The sequence below is a fragment of the Pelagibacterium sp. H642 genome (genome assembly GCF_031202855.1).
GTDB lineage: Bacteria > Pseudomonadota > Alphaproteobacteria > Rhizobiales > Devosiaceae > Pelagibacterium.
This window is the reverse complement of the sequence record NZ_CP101829.1, coordinates 3,209,082-3,227,130: the sequence shown is the minus strand read 5'-3', so window position 1 is coordinate 3,227,130 and position 18,049 is coordinate 3,209,082. Positions and strand designations below refer to the sequence as shown.

Annotated in this window: 13 protein-coding genes; all 13 read right to left on the bottom strand. The window is 60.9% G+C overall.

Annotated features, from left to right (window positions below; genetic code table 11):
• Nucleotide 1 precedes the first annotated feature (1 nt).
• The 13 genes from rpsS to rpoB all read right to left on the bottom strand — a co-directional run bounded on the left by rpsS (nucleotide 2) and on the right by rpoB (nucleotide 17,810).
• The gene (gene rpsS, locus NO934_RS16070; protein ID WP_309160999.1) at nucleotides 2–280 is read right to left on the bottom strand and encodes a 30S ribosomal protein S19; all 279 of its coding nucleotides are present in this window, start codon (nucleotides 278–280) and stop codon (nucleotides 2–4) included.
• 3 nt (nucleotides 281–283) lie between these two features.
• The gene (gene rplB / locus NO934_RS16065) at nucleotides 284–1,123 is read right to left on the bottom strand and encodes a 50S ribosomal protein L2 (protein WP_309160998.1); all 840 of its coding nucleotides are present in this window, start codon (nucleotides 1,121–1,123) and stop codon (nucleotides 284–286) included.
• Nucleotides 1,124–1,146: 23 nt separating this feature from the next.
• Nucleotides 1,147–1,440 carry a 50S ribosomal protein L23 gene (locus tag NO934_RS16060; RefSeq protein ID WP_309160997.1) on the bottom strand — a complete coding sequence of 98 codons (294 nt, stop codon included), beginning with the start codon at nucleotides 1,438–1,440 and terminating at the stop codon, nucleotides 1,147–1,149.
• Nucleotides 1,437–2,057 carry a 50S ribosomal protein L4 gene (gene rplD, locus NO934_RS16055; RefSeq protein ID WP_309160996.1) on the bottom strand — a complete coding sequence of 207 codons (621 nt, stop codon included), beginning with the start codon at nucleotides 2,055–2,057 and terminating at the stop codon, nucleotides 1,437–1,439. The genes NO934_RS16060 and rplD overlap by 4 nt, the downstream gene beginning before the upstream one ends.
• Complete coding sequence (gene rplC / locus NO934_RS16050; RefSeq protein ID WP_309160995.1) at nucleotides 2,057–2,752, bottom strand: 50S ribosomal protein L3; 696 nt, start codon at nucleotides 2,750–2,752, stop codon at nucleotides 2,057–2,059. The genes rplD and rplC overlap by 1 nt, the downstream gene beginning before the upstream one ends.
• Before the next feature lie 90 nt (nucleotides 2,753–2,842).
• Nucleotides 2,843–3,151 carry a 30S ribosomal protein S10 gene (gene rpsJ / locus NO934_RS16045; RefSeq protein ID WP_309160994.1) on the bottom strand — a complete coding sequence of 103 codons (309 nt, stop codon included), beginning with the start codon at nucleotides 3,149–3,151 and terminating at the stop codon, nucleotides 2,843–2,845.
• Nucleotides 3,152–3,224: 73 nt separating this feature from the next.
• Entirely contained in the window at nucleotides 3,225–4,415 is a 1,191-nt protein-coding gene (tuf, locus tag NO934_RS16040; RefSeq protein ID WP_309160979.1) for an elongation factor Tu, read from the bottom strand.
• A gap of 52 nt (nucleotides 4,416–4,467) precedes the next feature.
• Nucleotides 4,468–6,558 carry an elongation factor G gene (gene fusA / locus NO934_RS16035; RefSeq protein ID WP_309160993.1) on the bottom strand — a complete coding sequence of 697 codons (2,091 nt, stop codon included), beginning with the start codon at nucleotides 6,556–6,558 and terminating at the stop codon, nucleotides 4,468–4,470.
• Nucleotides 6,559–6,569: 11 nt separating this feature from the next.
• A complete protein-coding gene (gene rpsG, locus NO934_RS16030) occupies nucleotides 6,570–7,040 on the bottom strand; it encodes a 30S ribosomal protein S7 (protein ID WP_309160992.1) in 471 nt (156 codons plus the stop codon).
• A 15-nt stretch (nucleotides 7,041–7,055) separates the two neighbouring features.
• A complete protein-coding gene (gene rpsL / locus NO934_RS16025; RefSeq protein ID WP_041528652.1) occupies nucleotides 7,056–7,427 on the bottom strand; it encodes a 30S ribosomal protein S12 in 372 nt (123 codons plus the stop codon).
• Nucleotides 7,428–7,869: 442 nt separating this feature from the next.
• On the bottom strand, nucleotides 7,870–9,186 hold the full coding sequence (locus NO934_RS16020) for an esterase-like activity of phytase family protein (protein ID WP_309160991.1): 1,317 nt from the start codon (nucleotides 9,184–9,186) through the stop codon (nucleotides 7,870–7,872).
• 168 nt (nucleotides 9,187–9,354) lie between these two features.
• A complete protein-coding gene (gene rpoC, locus NO934_RS16015; protein WP_309160990.1) occupies nucleotides 9,355–13,548 on the bottom strand; it encodes a DNA-directed RNA polymerase subunit beta' in 4,194 nt (1,397 codons plus the stop codon).
• Nucleotides 13,549–13,667: 119 nt separating this feature from the next.
• Entirely contained in the window at nucleotides 13,668–17,810 is a 4,143-nt protein-coding gene (gene rpoB / locus NO934_RS16010; protein ID WP_309160989.1) for a DNA-directed RNA polymerase subunit beta, read from the bottom strand.
• Nucleotides 17,811–18,049 lie beyond the last annotated feature (239 nt).

The following is an 18,049-nucleotide window of genomic DNA, read 5'->3' as shown; positions in this document are numbered from 1 at the left end:
GTTACTTCCTCTTCGCCTTCTTGTCGGCCGCGTGACCGTAATAGGTGCGCGTGGGCGAAAACTCACCGAACTTGTGGCCGATCATTTCCTCGGTCACCGAGACCGGGATATGCTTCTGGCCGTTATAGACGCCGAAGGTGAGGCCAACGAACTGCGGCAGGATCGTCGAGCGGCGGCTCCAGATCTTGATCACTTCGTTGCGGCCCGATTCCCGGACCTTGTCTGCCTTCTTCAGCAGATACCCGTCGACAAACGGGCCTTTCCAGACGGAACGTGCCATGGCTTACCTGCCCTTCTTGAGGTGCCGCGAGCGGACGATGAACTTGTCCGTCGCCTTGTTGGTGCGGGTGCGCTTGCCCTTGGTGGGCTTGCCCCACGGAGTGACCGGATGACGGCCACCCGAGGTACGGCCTTCACCACCACCATGCGGGTGGTCGATCGGGTTCATCGCGACACCGCGAACGTTCGGACGCTTGCCCAGCCAACGGCTGCGGCCGGCCTTGCCGATCGAGGTGTTCGAGTGATCCGGGTTGGACACCGAACCGACGGTCGCCAGGCACGAGCCATGCACCAGGCGCTGTTCGCCCGAGTTGAGGCGAAGAATCGCCCAACCGGCGTCACGGCCGACATACTGAGCGTAAGCACCGGCGGAACGGGCCATCTGGCCGCCCTTGCGGGGCTTGAGCTCGATGTTGTGCACGATCGTGCCGACCGGCATGCGCTCGAGCGGCATGGCGTTGCCAGGCTTCACGTCGACGGCATTCATAGACGAGACCACCTTGTCGCCGGCAGCCAGACGCTGCGGGGCAAGGATATAAGCCTGCTCGCCATCCTCGTAGTTGACCAGAGCGATGAATGCGGTCCGGTTGGGATCGTATTCGAGGCGCTCAACGGTGCCCACGACATCGAACTTGGTGCGCTTGAAATCGACGAGACGATAAGCGCGCTTGTGTCCGCCGCCACGCGCAAAGGCAGTGACGCGGCCACGGTTGTTGCGGCCACCCGACTTGGTGAGACCTTCGGTCAGCTTCTTGACCGGAGAACCCTTCCAGAGCTCGGACCGGTCGATGCCGACAAGCTGGCGACGGCCCGGCGAGGTGGGATTGTACTGTTTCAAAGCCATTTGAACTCTTCCTTCTCGCCTTCTTACAGACCGGTCGAGATATCGATGGTCTGACCGTCAACGAGGGTGACGACGGCCTTCTTGACGTCCTTGCGGGTGCCAAGCATGTTGCGGAACCGCTTGACCTTGCCCTTGCGGACGATGGTGTTGACGGCCTTCACTTTGACGTCGAACAGCGCCTCAACGGCGGCCTTGATCTCAGGCTTTGTCGCGTCGATGGCCACGTCGAAGACGACCTGACCGTTTTCCGAAGCCATGGTCGACTTTTCAGTCACGACCGGGTTGCGGATGATGTCGTAATGCTTGAGCGCGCTCATTGGAACCGGCCCTCCAGCGCTGCGAGAGCGTCCTTGGTCAGGACCAGCTTTTCGCGACGCAGAATGTCGTAGACGTTGATGCCCTGAGCCGGAAGCACGTCGATCTGGGGAATGTTGCGCGCTGCGAGCGCGAAATTCTGGTCCAGTTCGGCACCGTCGATGATCAGCGCATTGGAAAAGCCCAGCTTGCCGAAGACGACGCGAAGCGCGGCAGTCTTGGGCGCATCGGCGACGGCCTGGTCGAGGATCACGAGATCGCCGGCCTTGGCCTTGGCCGAAAGGGCATGCTTGAGAGCCAGCGCGCGAACCTTCTTGGGCAGCTCGATGGCGTGGCTGCGCGGGGTCGGGCCGAAAGCGCGACCACCACCGCGGAAGATATTGGAGCGACGCGAACCGTGACGCGCACCACCGCCGCCCTTCTGGCGACCGAACTTCTTGCCGGTCATGGCGACATCGGCGCGGTTCTTGACCGCATGCGTGCCGGCCATGCGCTTCAAAAGCTGGTAGCGCACCATGCGCTGGATCAGATCGGCGCGCGGTTCGAGCCCGAACACTGCGTCGTCGAGCGTGACCTTGCCGGCCGACTTACCCTCGAGGGTTGTGACCTGGAGTTCCATTATACACTTTCCCCATTAGCAGCGGCCTTGAAGGAGCCAGGCAGCGCTACGCCTTCAGGGCGCGGCTTCTTGACGGCATCGCGGATCTGGATCCAGCCGCCCTTGGCGCCCGGAACCGAACCCTGAACCATGATCAGCCCGCGCTCGACATCGGTCTTGACGACCTTGACGTTCTGGGTCGTGACGCGCTCGGCACCCATGTGCCCAGCCATCTTCTTGCCCTTGAACACCTTGCCGGGGTCCTGGTTCTGACCGGTCGAACCGTGCGAGCGGTGCGAGATCGACACACCGTGCGAAGCGCGCAGACCACCGAAGTTGTGGCGCTTCATCGCACCGGCAAAACCCTTACCGATTGAGGTGCCCGTAACGTCAACAAGCTGGCCTTCCACGAAGTGATCGGCCTGCAGTTCGGCGCCAACGTCGATCAGGTTGTCTTCGCTCACGCGGAACTCGACGACCTTACGCTTGGGCTCGACCTTGGCAGCGGCGTACTGACCGCGCTCGGCCTTGCTCACATTCTTGACCTTGACGGAACCGGCGCCGAGCTGAAGCGCGACGTAGCCGTCCTTTTCCTGCGTCCGCTGGCCCACCACCTGGCAACCCTGCAGGGCCAGGACGGTAACGGGAACATGAGCGCCGTCATCGGTGAAGATGCGGGTCATTCCCAGCTTCTGTGCGATCAATCCAGAACGCATCGGTTGTTACCTTTTCTTTTGGGCGTTTTTCCGGGTCATTGTTTCCCAAGAGGACCCACCAAAACGAAAAACGCTAGAAACTCACTTTACTTAGAGCTTGATTTCGACGTCGACGCCGGCGGCGAGATCGAGCTTCATCAGTGCATCCACCGTCTGGGGGGTCGGATCCACGATGTCGAGAAGACGCTTGTGAGTCCGGATTTCGAACTGCTCGCGGCTCTTCTTGTCGATGTGGGGCGACCGGTTGACGGTGTATTTGTCAATTCGCGTCGGCAGCGGAATGGGACCGCGAACCTGCGCGCCCGTGCGCTTGGCCGTGTTGACGATCTCGCGGGTCGAATTGTCGAGCACGCGATGGTCGAACGCCTTGAGCCGGATGCGAATATTCTGACCGTTCATTGTGTTCTATCCCGAAAAAAGGACTGCGGTGCGCGCCAGAAATGGGCGCACCGCATTCTCTATTGCTTGCCCGTTAAGCGACGATTTTGGAGACGACGCCCGACCCGACGGTGCGGCCGCCTTCGCGGATGGCGAAGCGCAGCTTTTCGTCCATGGCGATCGGAACGATCAGCTCGACATTGATCTTCACGTTGTCGCCCGGCATCACCATCTCGACACCGTCATTGAGCGTCACCACACCGGTCACGTCAGTGGTCCGGAAGTAGAACTGCGGACGGTAGTTGGTGAAGAACGGGGTGTGACGGCCGCCCTCTTCCTTGGTCAGGATATAGACCTCGGCTTCGAACTTGGTGTGCGGGGTCACCGAACCGGGCTTGCACAGCACCTGGCCGCGCTCAACCTGGTTGCGGTCGATACCGCGGATCAGCGCGCCGATGTTGTCGCCAGCTTCACCCGAATCGAGCAGCTTGCGGAACATCTCGACGCCGGTCACCGTCGTCTTCTGGGTCGGCTTGATGCCGACGATCTCGACTTCCTCGCCAACCTTGATCACGCCACGCTCGACACGGCCGGTCACAACAGTGCCGCGGCCCGAGATCGAGAACACGTCTTCCACCGGCATCAGGAAGGGCTGATCCTTCGGACGCTCGGGGGTCGGGATGTAGGCGTCGACGGTTTCCATCAGCGCCAGAACCGCATCGCGGCCGATCTCGGGGCGCTTGTCTTCAAGAGCCATCAGCGCCGAGCCCTTGGTGATCGGAATGTCGTCACCGGGGAATTCGTACGAGGAGAGCAGCTCGCGCACTTCGAGCTCGACCAGCTCAAGCAGTTCCTCGTCGTCGACCTGGTCGACCTTGTTGAGGAACACCACAAGCGCCGGCACGCCGACCTGGCGGGCCAGAAGGATGTGCTCGCGGGTCTGCGGCATCGGGCCGTCAGCAGCCGAAACCACCAGGATCGCGCCGTCCATCTGCGCTGCGCCGGTGATCATGTTCTTCACATAGTCGGCGTGGCCGGGGCAGTCCACGTGAGCATAGTGCCGGTTCGCGGTCTCGTACTCGACGTGCGAGGTCGAGATCGTGATGCCGCGCGCCTTTTCTTCGGGCGCCTTGTCGATGTTGTCATACGAGGTGAACGTCGCACCACCCGACTCGGCCAGAACCTTGGTGATCGCTGCCGTCAAAGACGTCTTGCCATGGTCAACGTGACCAATCGTGCCAATGTTCACGTGCGGCTTACTGCGGCTGAATTTTTCCTTGCCCATCACATATCTCCATACTCAGCAGGTTGGGGCTGCTGAAAAAATTGGTTTCCTATCAGGCGTACTTGGCCTGGACTTCGTCGGCGACCGCCTGGGGCACCTGCTCGTAGTGATCGAACACCATCGTGTACTGTGCACGGCCCTGGCTCATCGAGCGCAGCGAGTTCACATAGCCAAACATGTTGGCCAGCGGCACGAAGGCGTTGACGACCTGGGCGATACCGCGGCTTTCCGTGCCCTGAATCTGGCCACGGCGGGAGTTCAGGTCACCGATGACGTCGCCCATGTACTCTTCAGGGGTGACGACTTCGACCTTCATGATCGGTTCGAGCAGCTTCGCACCGGCCTTCGGCAGACCTTCACGCAGAGCGGCACGAGCCGCGATTTCGAACGCGAGCACCGAGGAGTCGACGTCGTGGTAGGCACCATCGATGAGGGTCGCCTTGAGGTCGACGATCGGGAAGCCAGCCAGGATACCGGCGCCCATGACGGACTCCAGACCCTTCTGCACGCCAGGGATGTATTCCTTGGGAACCGAACCACCGACGATCTTGCTTTCGAAGGTGAAACCGGCACCAGGCTCGTTGGGCTCGATGACGAGCTTGACGCGAGCGAACTGGCCCGAACCACCCGACTGCTTCTTGTGGGTGTAGTCGATTTCGGCCTGGCGGGTGATCGTTTCACGATACGCCACCTGCGGCTGACCGATATTGGCCTCGACCTTGAACTCGCGCTTCATGCGATCGACGATGATGTCGAGGTGAAGTTCACCCATGCCCGAGATGATGGTCTGACCCGATTCCTCGTCCGACTTGACGCGGAAGGAGGGATCTTCGGCAGCAAGACGCTGCAGCGCCAGACCCATCTTTTCCTGGTCGGCCTTGGACTTGGGCTCGACGGCGATGTCGATCACCGGCTCGGGGAAGATCATGCGCTCAAGGATAACCTGGCTGTTGGGCACGCAGAGCGTGTCACCGGTGGTGGTGTCCTTGAGGCCGACGATGGCAACGATGTCGCCAGCGAAGGCTTCGGTGATCTGCTCACGCGAGTTCGAGTGCATCTGGAACATACGTCCGACGCGCTCGCGCTTGCCCTTGACGGTATTTTCGAGCTGCGCACCGGCTTCGAGGTGACCCGAATAGATGCGGCAGAAGGTCAGCGAGCCCATGTGCGGGTCGTTGGCGATCTTGAACGCCAGCATCGAGAGCGGCTCGCTGTCGTCAGCATGGCGCTCGATCGGCTCTTCGGTCTTGGCGTCGATGCCCTGAATGGCCGGCACGTCGTTGGGCGCAGGCAGGAAGTCAACCACAGCATCAAGAAGCGGCTGAACACCCTTGTTCTTGAACGCCGAACCACACAGAACACCGAAGAACTCGGTGTTGATAACGCCCTTGCGGATCAGCTTGCGGATCGTGTCGTTATCCGGCATCTCGCCTTCGAGATAGGCTTCCATCGCAGCTTCGTCCATTTCGACGGCAGCTTCGATGAGCTTCTCGCGATATTCTTCGGCGCGAGCCTGCAGGTCGGCCGGAATATCGACGATATCCCAGGACGCACCGAGCTGCTCACCGTTCCAGACCAGAGCCTTCATCTCGATGAGATCGACGACACCGGCGAACTCGTTCTCGGCACCGATCGGGAGCTGAAGAACGACGGCCTTGGCACCCAGACGCTCGCCGACCATCTCCACCGAGCGGTAGAAGTCCGCACCGATCTTGTCCATCTTGTTGACGAAGATCAAACGCGGAACGTGGTACTTGTCGGCCTGGCGCCAGACGGTTTCGGTCTGCGGTTCGACACCGGCGTTGGCATCGAGCAGAGCGACGGCACCGTCGAGCACACGCAGCGAACGCTCGACCTCGATGGTGAAGTCGACGTGGCCCGGAGTGTCGATGATGTTGAAGCGACGCTTCTTGCCGTCACGGCCCTGCCAGAACGTGGTCGTGGCAGCGGACGTGATGGTGATGCCGCGTTCCTGCTCCTGCTCCATCCAGTCCATAGTGGCAGCGCCGTCATGGACTTCACCGATCTTGTGCGACTTGCCGGTATAGAACAGGATGCGTTCGGTCGTGGTGGTCTTGCCGGCATCGATGTGCGCCATGATGCCGAAATTGCGGTAGTCTTCGATCTTGTATTCGCGAGCCATGATCGTCTTCCTTACCAGCGGTAGTGCGAGAACGCGCGGTTGGCGTCAGCCATACGGTGCGTGTCTTCGCGCTTCTTGACCGCCTGACCACGGCCATTCATGGCATCCATCAGTTCGCCCGAAAGACGGCCAACCATGGTCTGCTCGCCCCGCTTGCGCGCAGCATCGATCAACCAGCGGATGGCGAGAGCCTGCTGGCGGTCGGTACGGACTTCGACCGGAACCTGGTAGGTCGCGCCACCAACACGGCGGGAACGAACTTCAACGGCCGGACGGATGTTGTCGAGAGCGCCATGGAACACCTGGATGGGGTCCTGCTTGGTCCGCTCTTCGATAACTTCGAAGGCGCCATAGACAATGCTCTCGGCGGCAGACTTCTTGCCGTCCTTCATGAGCGAATTCATGAACTTGGAGACAACCAGATCACCGAACTTGGGATCGGGGTTGATCTCACGCTTTTCTGCACGATGCCGACGGGACATAGCTCACAGATCTCCTTATTTCGGCCGCTTCGCGCCGTACTTCGAACGACGCTGCTTGCGATCCTTCACCGACTGGGTGTCCAGCACGCCGCGCAGCACGTGGTAACGCACGCCCGGAAGGTCGCGCACACGGCCGCCGCGGATCAGCACAACAGAGTGCTCCTGCAGGTTGTGACCCTCGCCGGGAATGTAGGTAATAACTTCACGCTGATTGACCAGGCGCACCTTGGCCACACGACGCAGAGCCGAGTTCGGCTTCTTGGGGGTCGTCGTGTAGACACGCGTGCAAACACCGCGCTTCTGCGGGTTGGCCTCCATCGCCGGAACCTTGTTCCGCTTCGGCTTGGCCTGCCGGGGCTTGCGGATCAGCTGATTAATGGTCGGCATATCGCTCGAACCCTCTTTTCATCCGTACAAACAAAATCCTTGTCGACATAACAAGCGAGCGGCGCCTGCCCGGACTTCCGTACGGATCCGGCGGCGCCAAGAATGCAGAGGATCACCTCCGAACCGGAAGCAATCATGCGCCCAAGACTTGTTGCGTCTAACTACCCGACAGTGTGTTTGATCGGCTTGAATGCGTCGCATTGGGCGCTTCGCATTCGGTGCCGGATCACGACCGACCGCTTAGGTAGGGCGGGTATTACTGGGTTGATTCAGAATCGTCAAGGCTTTCCGGGAAAAAAGCCGCAGAGCCCTGCCGATCACCTGCCCTGCACTTCGTGCATGGCGCGATATGGGGGGCCGAACCGCGCAATCAAGAGGTTGATTGAAGGTAAACAAAAAGAAAAGGGGCCCGAAGGCCCCTTCCCCACCGTTTTGGTTTCCACTACTCGGCAGCGAGGAAATCGGCGACGTCGAGAAGGATGATCTCGTTATCGTCGGCACGGCCCGCTTCGCGGCCTACCGAGCCGGGATAGTTGTTGTCGTTGGCGACAACGATGGTGGTCTCATCGACGCGGTCGACATCTTCGATGGTGACGAACGGGAAGTTGAAGACACCCTCGATCGTGCCGCGCGGAGCGACGCCATCGGGATCCTCGATGTTCATGAGGTCGATATAGGCGATCTTTTCCAGAACGCCGTTTTCGTCGGTGCGTTCGAGATCGACAAGATAGATGCGCTTGAACTGAGCGGGATTTTCAACACTCTCGTCGCGGGGGTCGCCCTCGCGGCCGTCGCGCTCGATAATCAGGGCGCGGGTGCCTTCGATGATGTTGAAATCACCAATCGCATGGGCGGGGTCTTCAAGCGGATAGTAGCGGATCACGTCGCTCCACTCGCCCTCTTCGGTATCGAACTCGAACATGCGCAGCACGGACGTGCCATCAATGGTTTCCTGGGCGCCCTCTTCCGGCATCCAGATCGGCTTTTCCAATAGGGGGTAGAGCGTGGTGCCGTCTTCGCCCAGTGCCATGCCCTCATAACCGCCGGAACCAAAAGTGCGCAGGTTCTCGGGTTGGTCGGCACCGGGATTGACCGAACCGACGAAGAAATTATCGGGGCTGCGCAGCAATTCGCCGCCCGGCTCGGTGGCGAAAACCTGCTGAACCACGCCGTCCTCGTCGACCTCGATCAGCCAGGGGCCGAACTCATCGCCGATCCAATAGTGATCGCCGACCGGCTGAATGGATTCAGGGTCGAAATCGGCGCCGGTGAGATAGCGGGTATCGGTATGTTCGTTGGTGATCGGGAACGGCACGACCCGGTCGGGATCGGAAAGGAAGATCGTTTCTTCAACAGCGACCTGCCCCGTTTCCCAATCGGGTACCAGGATGTTGAACATCAGCATGGCATCGGACGAATTGTATTTCGAACCGAACCCGTTGTCGGTGAGCACCAGGAAGCGATCGTCGCCGAGCGAGCGGATGCCCGAAAAGCCCTGCAGCGGCTGGCCGGGGAACGGACGGCCGAGACCGGAATTGGCATCGATCACGCTATAAGGGGCTTCGCTGCGCTCACCGCCGGCAAAGCGGCCGGAAATGTTGAGGCTGACGGGTGCATCGGCCGGGGCGGGAAGAAAGGTCTGGGCCGGGACCTGGGCATGCTCGAGCAGCACGGCGGAAAATTCCTGCGCATCCTGCGCATGGGCGGCTGCGCCGAGAGCAAAAAGAGAAACGAACGATAACAAGGACTGTCGGACCACGGGGGAGCCTCCTGACAACGGATCAAAAACCGCGAGGATTTAAGTCCCGCCCTGTGACAGGCCGTTTACCGTTGCTTGACGGATCGATGGCGGTTTTGCGACATCGCCGCGCGCAACAAAAATGGGGGCCGAAGCCCCCATTTTTCTATTATTGCGATGCTTGCGACCTTATTCGGCCGGAGCTTCCGGCATGGCCTCGGGCGCCGGGATGGCAACCGTTTCGGCCTGGCGGCGACGCTCTTCGAGAATGAGGTCGTCGCGCTTGGTCGCGATCTGGCGCACATTGGAGATGCGAGCACCCGTACCGGCCGGAATGAGACGGCCGACGATGACGTTCTCCTTGAGGCCTTCGAGCAGGTCGGCCTTGCCCGAGACGGCGGCCTCGGTGAGGACGCGGGTCGTCTCCTGGAAGGACGCGGCCGAGACGAAGGAACGAGTCTGCAACGACGCCTTGGTGATGCCAAGCAGGACCGGAACGGCCTCCGCGGGCTTCTTGCCATCGGCAACGAGCTGTTCGTTGAGCTCATCGAAGTCGATGCGGTCGATCTGCTCTTCCTTGAGCAGGCCGGACTCGCCGGGCTCGGTGATCTCGACCTTTTGCAGCATCTGGCGAACGATCACCTCGATGTGCTTGTCGTTGATCAACACGCCCTGCAGGCGATAGACCTCCTGGATCTCGTTGACGAGATACTTGGCCAGCTCCTCGACGCCCTTGATGGCAAGGATGTCGTGCGGTGCCGGGTTGCCGTCCAGGATATACTCGCCCCGCTCGATCGGATCGCCTTCCTGCAGATGGAACGGCTTGCCCTTCGGGATGAGGTACTCGACCGGCTCCAGGCTCTCATCGTTCGGCTCGATGATGATGCGACGCTTGTTCTTGTAGTCGCGACCGAAGCGGATCGTGCCATCGATTTCGGCAATGATCGCGTGATCCTTCGGACGGCGAGCCTCGAACAGTTCGGCCACACGCGGCAGACCGCCGGTGATGTCCTTGGTCTTGGCGCTTTCGAGCGGAATACGGGCAAGGACGTCGCCGGGGGCAACGCGGGTGCCCGGCTCGACGGCGATAACCGCATCCACGCTCATCAGGTACCGAGCATCGGTGCCACGATCGGTCTTGAAGGGCTGGCCCTTCGAACCGACGGCGATTGCGGGCTTGAGCCCGTCGCCGCGCTGGCTGGAACGCCAGTCGATGACAAGACGCTTGGTGAAGCCGGTGGTCTCGTCGGTCTGCTCGGAGACCGAAGCCCCATCGACCAGATCCTCGAAGATCGCCTCGCCCTCGACCTCGGTCAGAACCGGACGGGTGTACGGATCCCACTCGGCCAGACGCTGGCCGCGCTTGACCTGATCGCCCTCGTTGACCCGCAGACGCGAACCATAACCGAGCTTGTGAACGGCGCGTTCCTTGCCATCGGTATCGACGATGACGATGGAGACGTTGCGACCCATGACGACGATGTGGCCGTCCGAGTTGGTCGCAATGTTCTTGTTGCGGAACGCGATCTTACCCTCGGCACCGGCCTCGAGATAAGAGTTGTCCACCACCTGGGCCGTACCACCGATGTGGAACGTGCGCATGGTGAGCTGGGTGCCCGGTTCACCGATCGACTGAGCCGCGATGACGCCGACGGCTTCGCCCATGTTGACGGGGGTACCGCGGGCAAGGTCACGGCCATAGCAGGTCGCGCAGGTGCCCTGGCGAACCTCGCAGGTCAGCGGCGAGCGGATGCGCACCGACTGGACCTTGGCAGCCTCGATCTTTTCGACGTCCGCTTCGTCCATCAGCGTACCCTTGGCGACGAGAACGTCGTCGGTGCCGGGGACGTAGATGTCGTCGGCCGAAACGCGGCCCAGGATACGCTGGCCGAGCGAGGCGACCACCTGACCGGAGTCGATGATCGCTTCCATGGTCAAGCCGCGCTCGGTACCGCAATCGTCAGCGGTGATGATCGCGTCCTGCGCCACGTCCACGAGACGGCGGGTCAGGTAACCCGAGTTCGCGGTCTTCAGCGCGGTGTCGGCCAGACCCTTACGGGCGCCGTGGGTCGAGTTGAAGTACTCGAGAACGGTCAGGCCTTCCTTAAAGTTCGAGATCACCGGGGTCTCGATGATTTCGCCCGACGGCTTGGCCATGAGGCCGCGCATGCCGGCGAGCTGCTTCATCTGGGCGACCGAACCACGGGCGCCGGAGTGGCTCATCATGTAGACCGAGTTGATCTGCTTGGAGCGGCCGTTGTCGTCCTTCTCGTGAGCAGAGATACGCTTCATCATCTCCTCGGCGACCTTGTCACCGCACTTGGCCCAGGCGTCGACGACCTTGTTGTACTTCTCACCATGGGTGATGAGGCCGTCATTGTACTGCTGCTCGAACTCCTCGACCTGACGACGGGTATCGCCCACGATCTTGGCCTTCGAATCCGGGATCACCATGTCGTCCTTGCCGAACGAGATGCCGGCGCGGCAGGCCTGCTTGAAGCCCAGATCCATGATGCGGTCACAGAAGATCACGGTCTCCTTCTGGCCACAGGCACGGTAAACCGTGTCGATGACCTTGGAGATGTTCTTCTTGGTCATGAGCTGGTTGACCACCTCGAACGGCACGCCCTTGGGCAGGATCTGCCCCAGCATCATGCGGCCCGGCGTGGTTTCGACAATCGCGGAAACCACATTGCCTTCGGCATCGAGCGTCTTGACGCGGCCCTTGATCTTGGTGTGCAGCGTAACCGACTTGTTCTCAAGCGCATGCTCGAGCTCGGACATGGACGAGAACGCCATGCCTTCGCCGGGCTCGCCCTCGGCCATGATCGAGACGTAGTAGAGACCAAGCACGATGTCCTGGCTCGGCACGATGATCGGCTGACCATTGGCCGGGTGCAGGATGTTGTTGGTCGACATCATCAGCACGCGGGCTTCGAGCTGGGCTTCCAGGCTCAGCGGCACGTGAACGGCCATCTGGTCGCCGTCGAAGTCGGCGTTGAACGCGGCGCAGACCAGCGGGTGAAGCTGGATGGCCTTGCCCTCGATCAGGATCGGCTCGAACGCCTGGATGCCAAGACGGTGAAGCGTGGGCGCACGGTTCAGGAGAACCGGGTGCTCGCGGATCACTTCATCGAGGATATCCCAGACTTCGGGCTTTTCCTTTTCAACCAGCTTCTTTGCCTGCTTGACGGTCGAGGACAGGCCCTTCGCGTCGAGACGCGAATAGATGAAGGGCTTGAACAGCTCGAGCGCCATCTTCTTGGGCAGGCCGCACTGGTGGAGCTTGAGTTCCGGACCCACGGTAATGACCGAACGGCCGGAATAGTCGACGCGCTTGCCGAGCAGGTTCTGGCGGAACCGGCCCTGCTTGCCCTTGAGCATATCGGACAGCGACTTGAGCGGACGCTTGTTGGCACCGGTGATGGTGCGGCCACGGCGGCCATTGTCGAACAGGGCGTCGACGGCCTCCTGGAGCATACGCTTTTCGTTGCGGATGATGATGTCGGGCGCGCGCAGCTCAATGAGGCGCTTGAGACGATTGTTACGGTTGATCACACGGCGGTAGAGGTCGTTGAGATCGGACGTAGCGAACCGGCCGCCATCGAGCGGAACGAGCGGACGCAGTTCCGGCGGGATCACCGGAATGACGGTCATGATCATCCATTCAGGCTTGTTGCCCGAAACGATGAACTGCTCGACGATCTTCAAACGCTTGGCGAGCTTCTTGGGCTTGAGCTCGGTGGTCGACTCGGCGATCTCGACGCGCAGGTCGGCGGCGAGCTTGTCGAGGTCGAGCGCGGCCAGCATCTCACGCACCGCTTCTGCGCCGATCATGGCGGTGAAGGCGTCCGGACCGTAATTGTCCTGAGCGTCGAGATACTCTTCTTCAGTGATGAGCTGGTGCTGGGTGAACGGGGTCAGGCCCGGCTCGATCACCACATAGTTCTCGAAGTACAGAATGCGTTCCACATCCTTCAGCGTCATGTCGAGAAGCTGGGAGATGCGGGAGGGCAGCGACTTCAGGAACCAGATGTGAGCGACCGGAGCGGCGAGTTCGATGTGGCCCATGCGCTCGCGGCGAACGCGGCTGAGGGTGACTTCCACACCGCACTTTTCGCAGATGACGCCCTTGAACTTCATGCGCTTGTACTTGCCGCACAAGCACTCATAGTCCTTGGTCGGGCCGAAGATACGCGCGCAGAACAGGCCGTCACGCTCGGGCTTGAACGTGCGGTAGTTGATGGTCTCAGGCTTTTTGATTTCGCCGTAAGACCACGACAGGATCTTTTCCGGGCTCGCGATGTTGATCTTGATCTGATCGAAAGTCGGCGCAGCCGCCTGCGAGTTGAACGGATCCATGACGTGCTGATGATGATTCATCTTTGTCTCCTTGATGCCCCGACAGCGCTGCTGGAGCGAGCGCACTGCGAGGCAAAAGCAATCGGTTCAGGCCGGAAGCGCCCTATATAGGTACGCTCCGGCCAGTTGGAAGCGGCGGATTATTCCGCCGCGTCCGCAGGAGGTGCGAGTTCGGGATCGCCACCCGGCTCGTCATTGTCCGCTTCCATGTCGGTCAATTCGACGTTGAGACCCAGCGAACGGATTTCCTTGACGAGAACGTTGAAGCTCTCGGGGATGCCCGCTTCGAAGGTGTCGTCGCCACGCACGATGGCCTCATAGACCTTGGTACGGCCGGCAACGTCGTCCGACTTGACGGTGAGCATTTCCTGCAAGGTGTAAGCGGCACCGTAAGCTTCGAGCGCCCACACCTCCATCTCACCGAAACGCTGGCCACCGAACTGGGCCTTACCACCGAGCGGCTGCTGGGTGACCAGGCTGTAGGGGCCGATCGAACGGGCGTGGATCTTGTCGTCCACAAGGTGGTTGAGCTTGAGCATGTAGATGTAGCCCACGGTCACCTTACGGTCGAAAGCATCGCCAGTACGCCCATCATAGAGCGTGGACTGACCCGAGCCATCGAGTCCGGCCTGTTCCAGCATCTGGACGATGTCAGCTTCCTTGGCACCGTCGAACACCGGCGTTGCGATGGAAACACCCTTGGAGATCTGCTGGCCGAGACGAACGACGCTGTCGTCGTCCAGATCGCCCACGAATTCGTCGCCGTCATAAAGAGCGGAGATTTCCTTCTTGAGCGGCGTCACGTCCTTGGACTGCCGATAGGCTTCCATCATGGCGTCGATCTTGCGGCCCATGCCACGAGCAGCCCAGCCCAGATGGGTTTCCAGAATCTGGCCCACATTCATGCGCGAAGGCACGCCGAGCGGGTTGAGCACGATATCCACATGGGTACCGTCTTCGAGGAACGGCATGTCCTCGACCGGCATGATGCGCGACACCACACCCTTGTTCCCGTGACGGCCGGCCATCTTGTCGCCCGACTGGATCTTGCGCTTGGTCGCAACGAAGACCTTGACCATCTTCATCACGCCCGGCGGAAGTTCGTCACCGCGCTGGAGCTTGTCGACCTTGTCGATGAAACGCTGCTCGAGCAGACGACGGGATTCGTCATACTGCGCCTGCAGGGCTTCGATCTCGCTCATCAGCTTGTCGTCTTCGACGGCGAACTGCCACCACTTGGATCGAGCATGAGCGTCGAAGATCGAGTCGTTGAGCTTGGTGCCCGCGACGTAGCCCTTGGGACCCGAGGTCGCGGCCTTGCCGAACAGCATTTCCTTCAAACGCGCATAGACGTTGCGGTCGAGGATCGACTGCTCGTCGTCACGGTCCTTGGCCAAGCGCTCGATTTCCTCGCGCTCGATGGCCATGGCACGCTCGTCCTTGTCGATGCCGTGCCGGTTGAAGACGCGGACTTCCACGACGATGCCGGCATCGCCCGGCGGCATGCGGAGCGAGGTATCGCGAACGTCGGACGCCTTTTCACCGAAGATGGCGCGCAGGAGCTTTTCTTCCGGCGTCATCGGGCTTTCGCCCTTGGGCGTGATCTTGCCGACCAGGATATCACCAGCCTGGACCTCGGCGCCGATGTGGACAATGCCCGCTTCGTCGAGGTTCTTGAGCGCTTCTTCCGAAACGTTCGGGATATCGCGGGTGATTTCTTCCGGACCGAGTTTGGTGTCGCGGGCCATGACTTCATATTCCTCGATGTGAATCGAGGTGAAGACGTCGTCCTGAACGATCTTTTCAGAGAGCAGGATCGAGTCTTCGAAGTTGTAGCCGTTCCAAGGCATGAACGCGACAAGCACGTTGCGGCCCAGGGCCAGATCGCCCAGTTCGGTCGAAGGACCATCGGCGATGATGTCGCCAGCCTGGACATGATCGCCGACAACCACCAGCGGACGCTGGTTGATGCAGGTCGACTGGTTCGAGCGCTGGAACTTCATCAGGTTGTAGATGTCGACGCCGGACTTGGACGCATCGGTTTCTTCGGTCGCGCGGATAACGATACGGGTTGCATCCACCTGATCGACGATACCGCTGCGACGGGCAGCAATCGCGGCGCCGGAGTCACGAGCCACGACCGACTCCATGCCGGTGCCCACGAACGGGGCTTCGGCACGCAGAAGCGGCACGGCCTGACGCTGCATGTTCGAGCCCATGAGAGCGCGGTTGGCGTCGTCGTTTTCCAGGAACGGAATGAGCGAAGCGGCAACCGAAACGACCTGCTTGGGCGAAACGTCCATCAGATCGACCATCTCGCGCGGGGTGAGCGAAGGCTCGCCGGCGTGACGGGCCACGACCATCTCATTGGCGAACTTGCCGTCAGCGTCGACATTGGCGTTGGCCTGGGCAACGTGGTGCTTGGCCTCCTCCATTGCCGAGAGATAGACGACCTCGTCGGTCACCTTTCCGTCCACGACCTTGCGGTACGGGGTTTCGATGAACCCGTACTTGTTGACGCGGGCGAAGGTGGCCAGAGAGTTGATCAGGCCGATGTTCGGACCTTCCGGCGTTTCGATCGGGCAGATGCGGCCATAGTGCGTGACGTGAACGTCGCGGACTTCAAAGCCTGCACGCTCGCGGGTAAGACCACCCGGCCCGAGCGCCGAAAGACGACGCTTGTGGGTGATTTCCGAGAGCGGGTTGATCTGGTCCATGAACTGCGAAAGCTGCGACGAGCCGAAGAACTCGCGCACAGCGGCAGCAGCCGGCTTGGCGTTGATCAGATCCTGCGGCATGACCGTATCGATCTCGACCGAGCTCATGCGCTCCTTGATGGCGCGTTCCATGCGCAGCAGGCCGAGGCGATAGTGGTTTTCCATCAGCTCGCCCACCGAACGCACGCGGCGGTTACCGAGATTGTCGATGTCGTCGATTTCGCCCTTGCCGTCGCGCAGTTCGACGAGCGTACGCACGACCGCAACGATATCTTCCTTGCGCAGAACGCGCACGGTATCTTCGGCTTCGAGGTCGAGACGCATGTTCATCTTGACGCGACCGACCGAGGAGAGGTCGTAGCGCTCGGAATCGAAGAACAGCGAATTGAACATCGCTTCGGCAGTTTCCACGGTGGGCGGCTCGCCCGGACGCATGACGCGGTAGATATCGAACAGAGCGTCCTCACGGGTCTCGTTCTTGTCCACGGCCAGCGTGTTGCGGATATAGGCGCCGACATTGACGTGGTCTATGTCGAGGATCGGCAACTCGTCGAAGCCCTTGTCGACCAGCGCCGCAAGCAGCTTTTCGTCGATTTCGTCACCGGCTTCGGCAAAGATCTCACCATTGGAGAGATCGACCATGTCCCTGGCCAGGTACATGCCGTAAAGGTCTTCATCGGTGGCGAGCAGGTGCGTGACACCGGCTTCCACGAGCTTCTTGGCGGCGCGCTGGGTCAGGCGCGTACCGCCTTCATGCACGACGTCGCCGGTCTTGGCGTCGATCAGATCGAAAATAGGCTTGGTGCCCTTCATCTTGTCGGCGTCGAACGGCTTGTTCCAGCCCTTTTCACCCTTGGTGTAGGTCTGGATGTCGTAATAGGTCTCGAGGATTTCCTCGGCATCAAGACCGAGAGCCTTGAGCAGCGAGGTCACCGGGATCTTGCGGCGGCGGTCGATGCGCGCATAGACGATGTCCTTGGCGTCGAATTCGATATCGAGCCAGGAACCGCGATAGGGAATAATGCGCGCGGCAAACAGCAGCTTGCCCGAAGAGTGGGTCTTGCCCTTGTCGTGATCGAAGAACACGCCGGGCGAGCGGTGCATCTGGGAGACGATGACGCGCTCTGTGCCGTTGACGATGAAGGTGCCGTTCGAGGTCATGAAGGGCATGTCGCCCATATAGACGTCCTGCTCCTTGATGTCCTTGACGGACCGGGCGCCGGTGTCTTCATCGACCTCGAAAACGATCAGCCGCAGCGTCACCTTAAGCGGCGCGGCAAAGGTCATGTCGCGCTGGCGGCATTCCTCGACGTCGTATTTGGGCTGTTCGAATTCGTAACGCACGAATTCGAGCGAGGCGGTGTTGGAGAAGTCTGTGATGGGGAAGACCGACCGGAAAACCGACTGCAGGCCTTCATCGCCGCGGCCGCCTTGGGGCTCATCGACCATCAGGAACTGATCGTACGAAGCCTTCTGGACCTCGATCAGGTTCGGCATCTCCGTGACTTCACGAATGGACCCAAAGGACTTGCGCACCTTGCGGCGCCCGTTGAACGTGGTAGCCATGTACCCGTTTCCTCTCGTTTGAAGCGTCTCGGAGGCAACTGTTCAAAGAATCGACAATCAGCCGTCGGTTCTTTGAACAGGTGCCCTTTCTGACATTATGTTGTCTGGCGGATCTCATACCGGCCGATAGTGGCCTTGCCGGGATCACCGCCTGTTCCGCAACTTCCGCCCTGCCCTTCTAAGCAGGGTGGCGTCCGCTTCCATCATACTCCGGAAGCGGGAACGGGATGGCCCGTGGG

Excerpts from the sequence above, each read along its gene's own strand:
- rpsS (WP_309160999.1), bottom strand. The coding sequence starts at position 280 with ATGGCACGTTCCGTCTGGAAAGGCCCGTTTGTCGACGGGTATCTGCTG.
- rplB (WP_309160998.1), bottom strand. The coding sequence starts at position 1,123 with ATGGCTTTGAAACAGTACAATCCCACCTCGCCGGGCCGTCGCCAGCTT.
- NO934_RS16060 (WP_309160997.1), bottom strand. The coding sequence starts at position 1,440 with ATGAGCGCGCTCAAGCATTACGACATCATCCGCAACCCGGTCGTGACT.
- rplD (WP_309160996.1), bottom strand. The coding sequence starts at position 2,057 with ATGGAACTCCAGGTCACAACCCTCGAGGGTAAGTCGGCCGGCAAGGTC.
- rplC (WP_309160995.1), bottom strand. The coding sequence starts at position 2,752 with ATGCGTTCTGGATTGATCGCACAGAAGCTGGGAATGACCCGCATCTTC.
- rpsJ (WP_309160994.1), bottom strand. The coding sequence starts at position 3,151 with ATGAACGGTCAGAATATTCGCATCCGGCTCAAGGCGTTCGACCATCGC.
- tuf (WP_309160979.1), bottom strand. The coding sequence starts at position 4,415 with ATGGGCAAGGAAAAATTCAGCCGCAGTAAGCCGCACGTGAACATTGGC.
- fusA (WP_309160993.1), bottom strand. The coding sequence starts at position 6,558 with ATGGCTCGCGAATACAAGATCGAAGACTACCGCAATTTCGGCATCATG.
- rpsG (WP_309160992.1), bottom strand. The coding sequence starts at position 7,040 with ATGTCCCGTCGGCATCGTGCAGAAAAGCGTGAGATCAACCCCGATCCC.
- rpsL (WP_041528652.1), bottom strand. The coding sequence starts at position 7,427 with ATGCCGACCATTAATCAGCTGATCCGCAAGCCCCGGCAGGCCAAGCCG.
- rpoC (WP_309160990.1), bottom strand. The coding sequence starts at position 13,548 with ATGAATCATCATCAGCACGTCATGGATCCGTTCAACTCGCAGGCGGCT.
- rpoB (WP_309160989.1), bottom strand. The coding sequence starts at position 17,810 with ATGGCTACCACGTTCAACGGGCGCCGCAAGGTGCGCAAGTCCTTTGGG.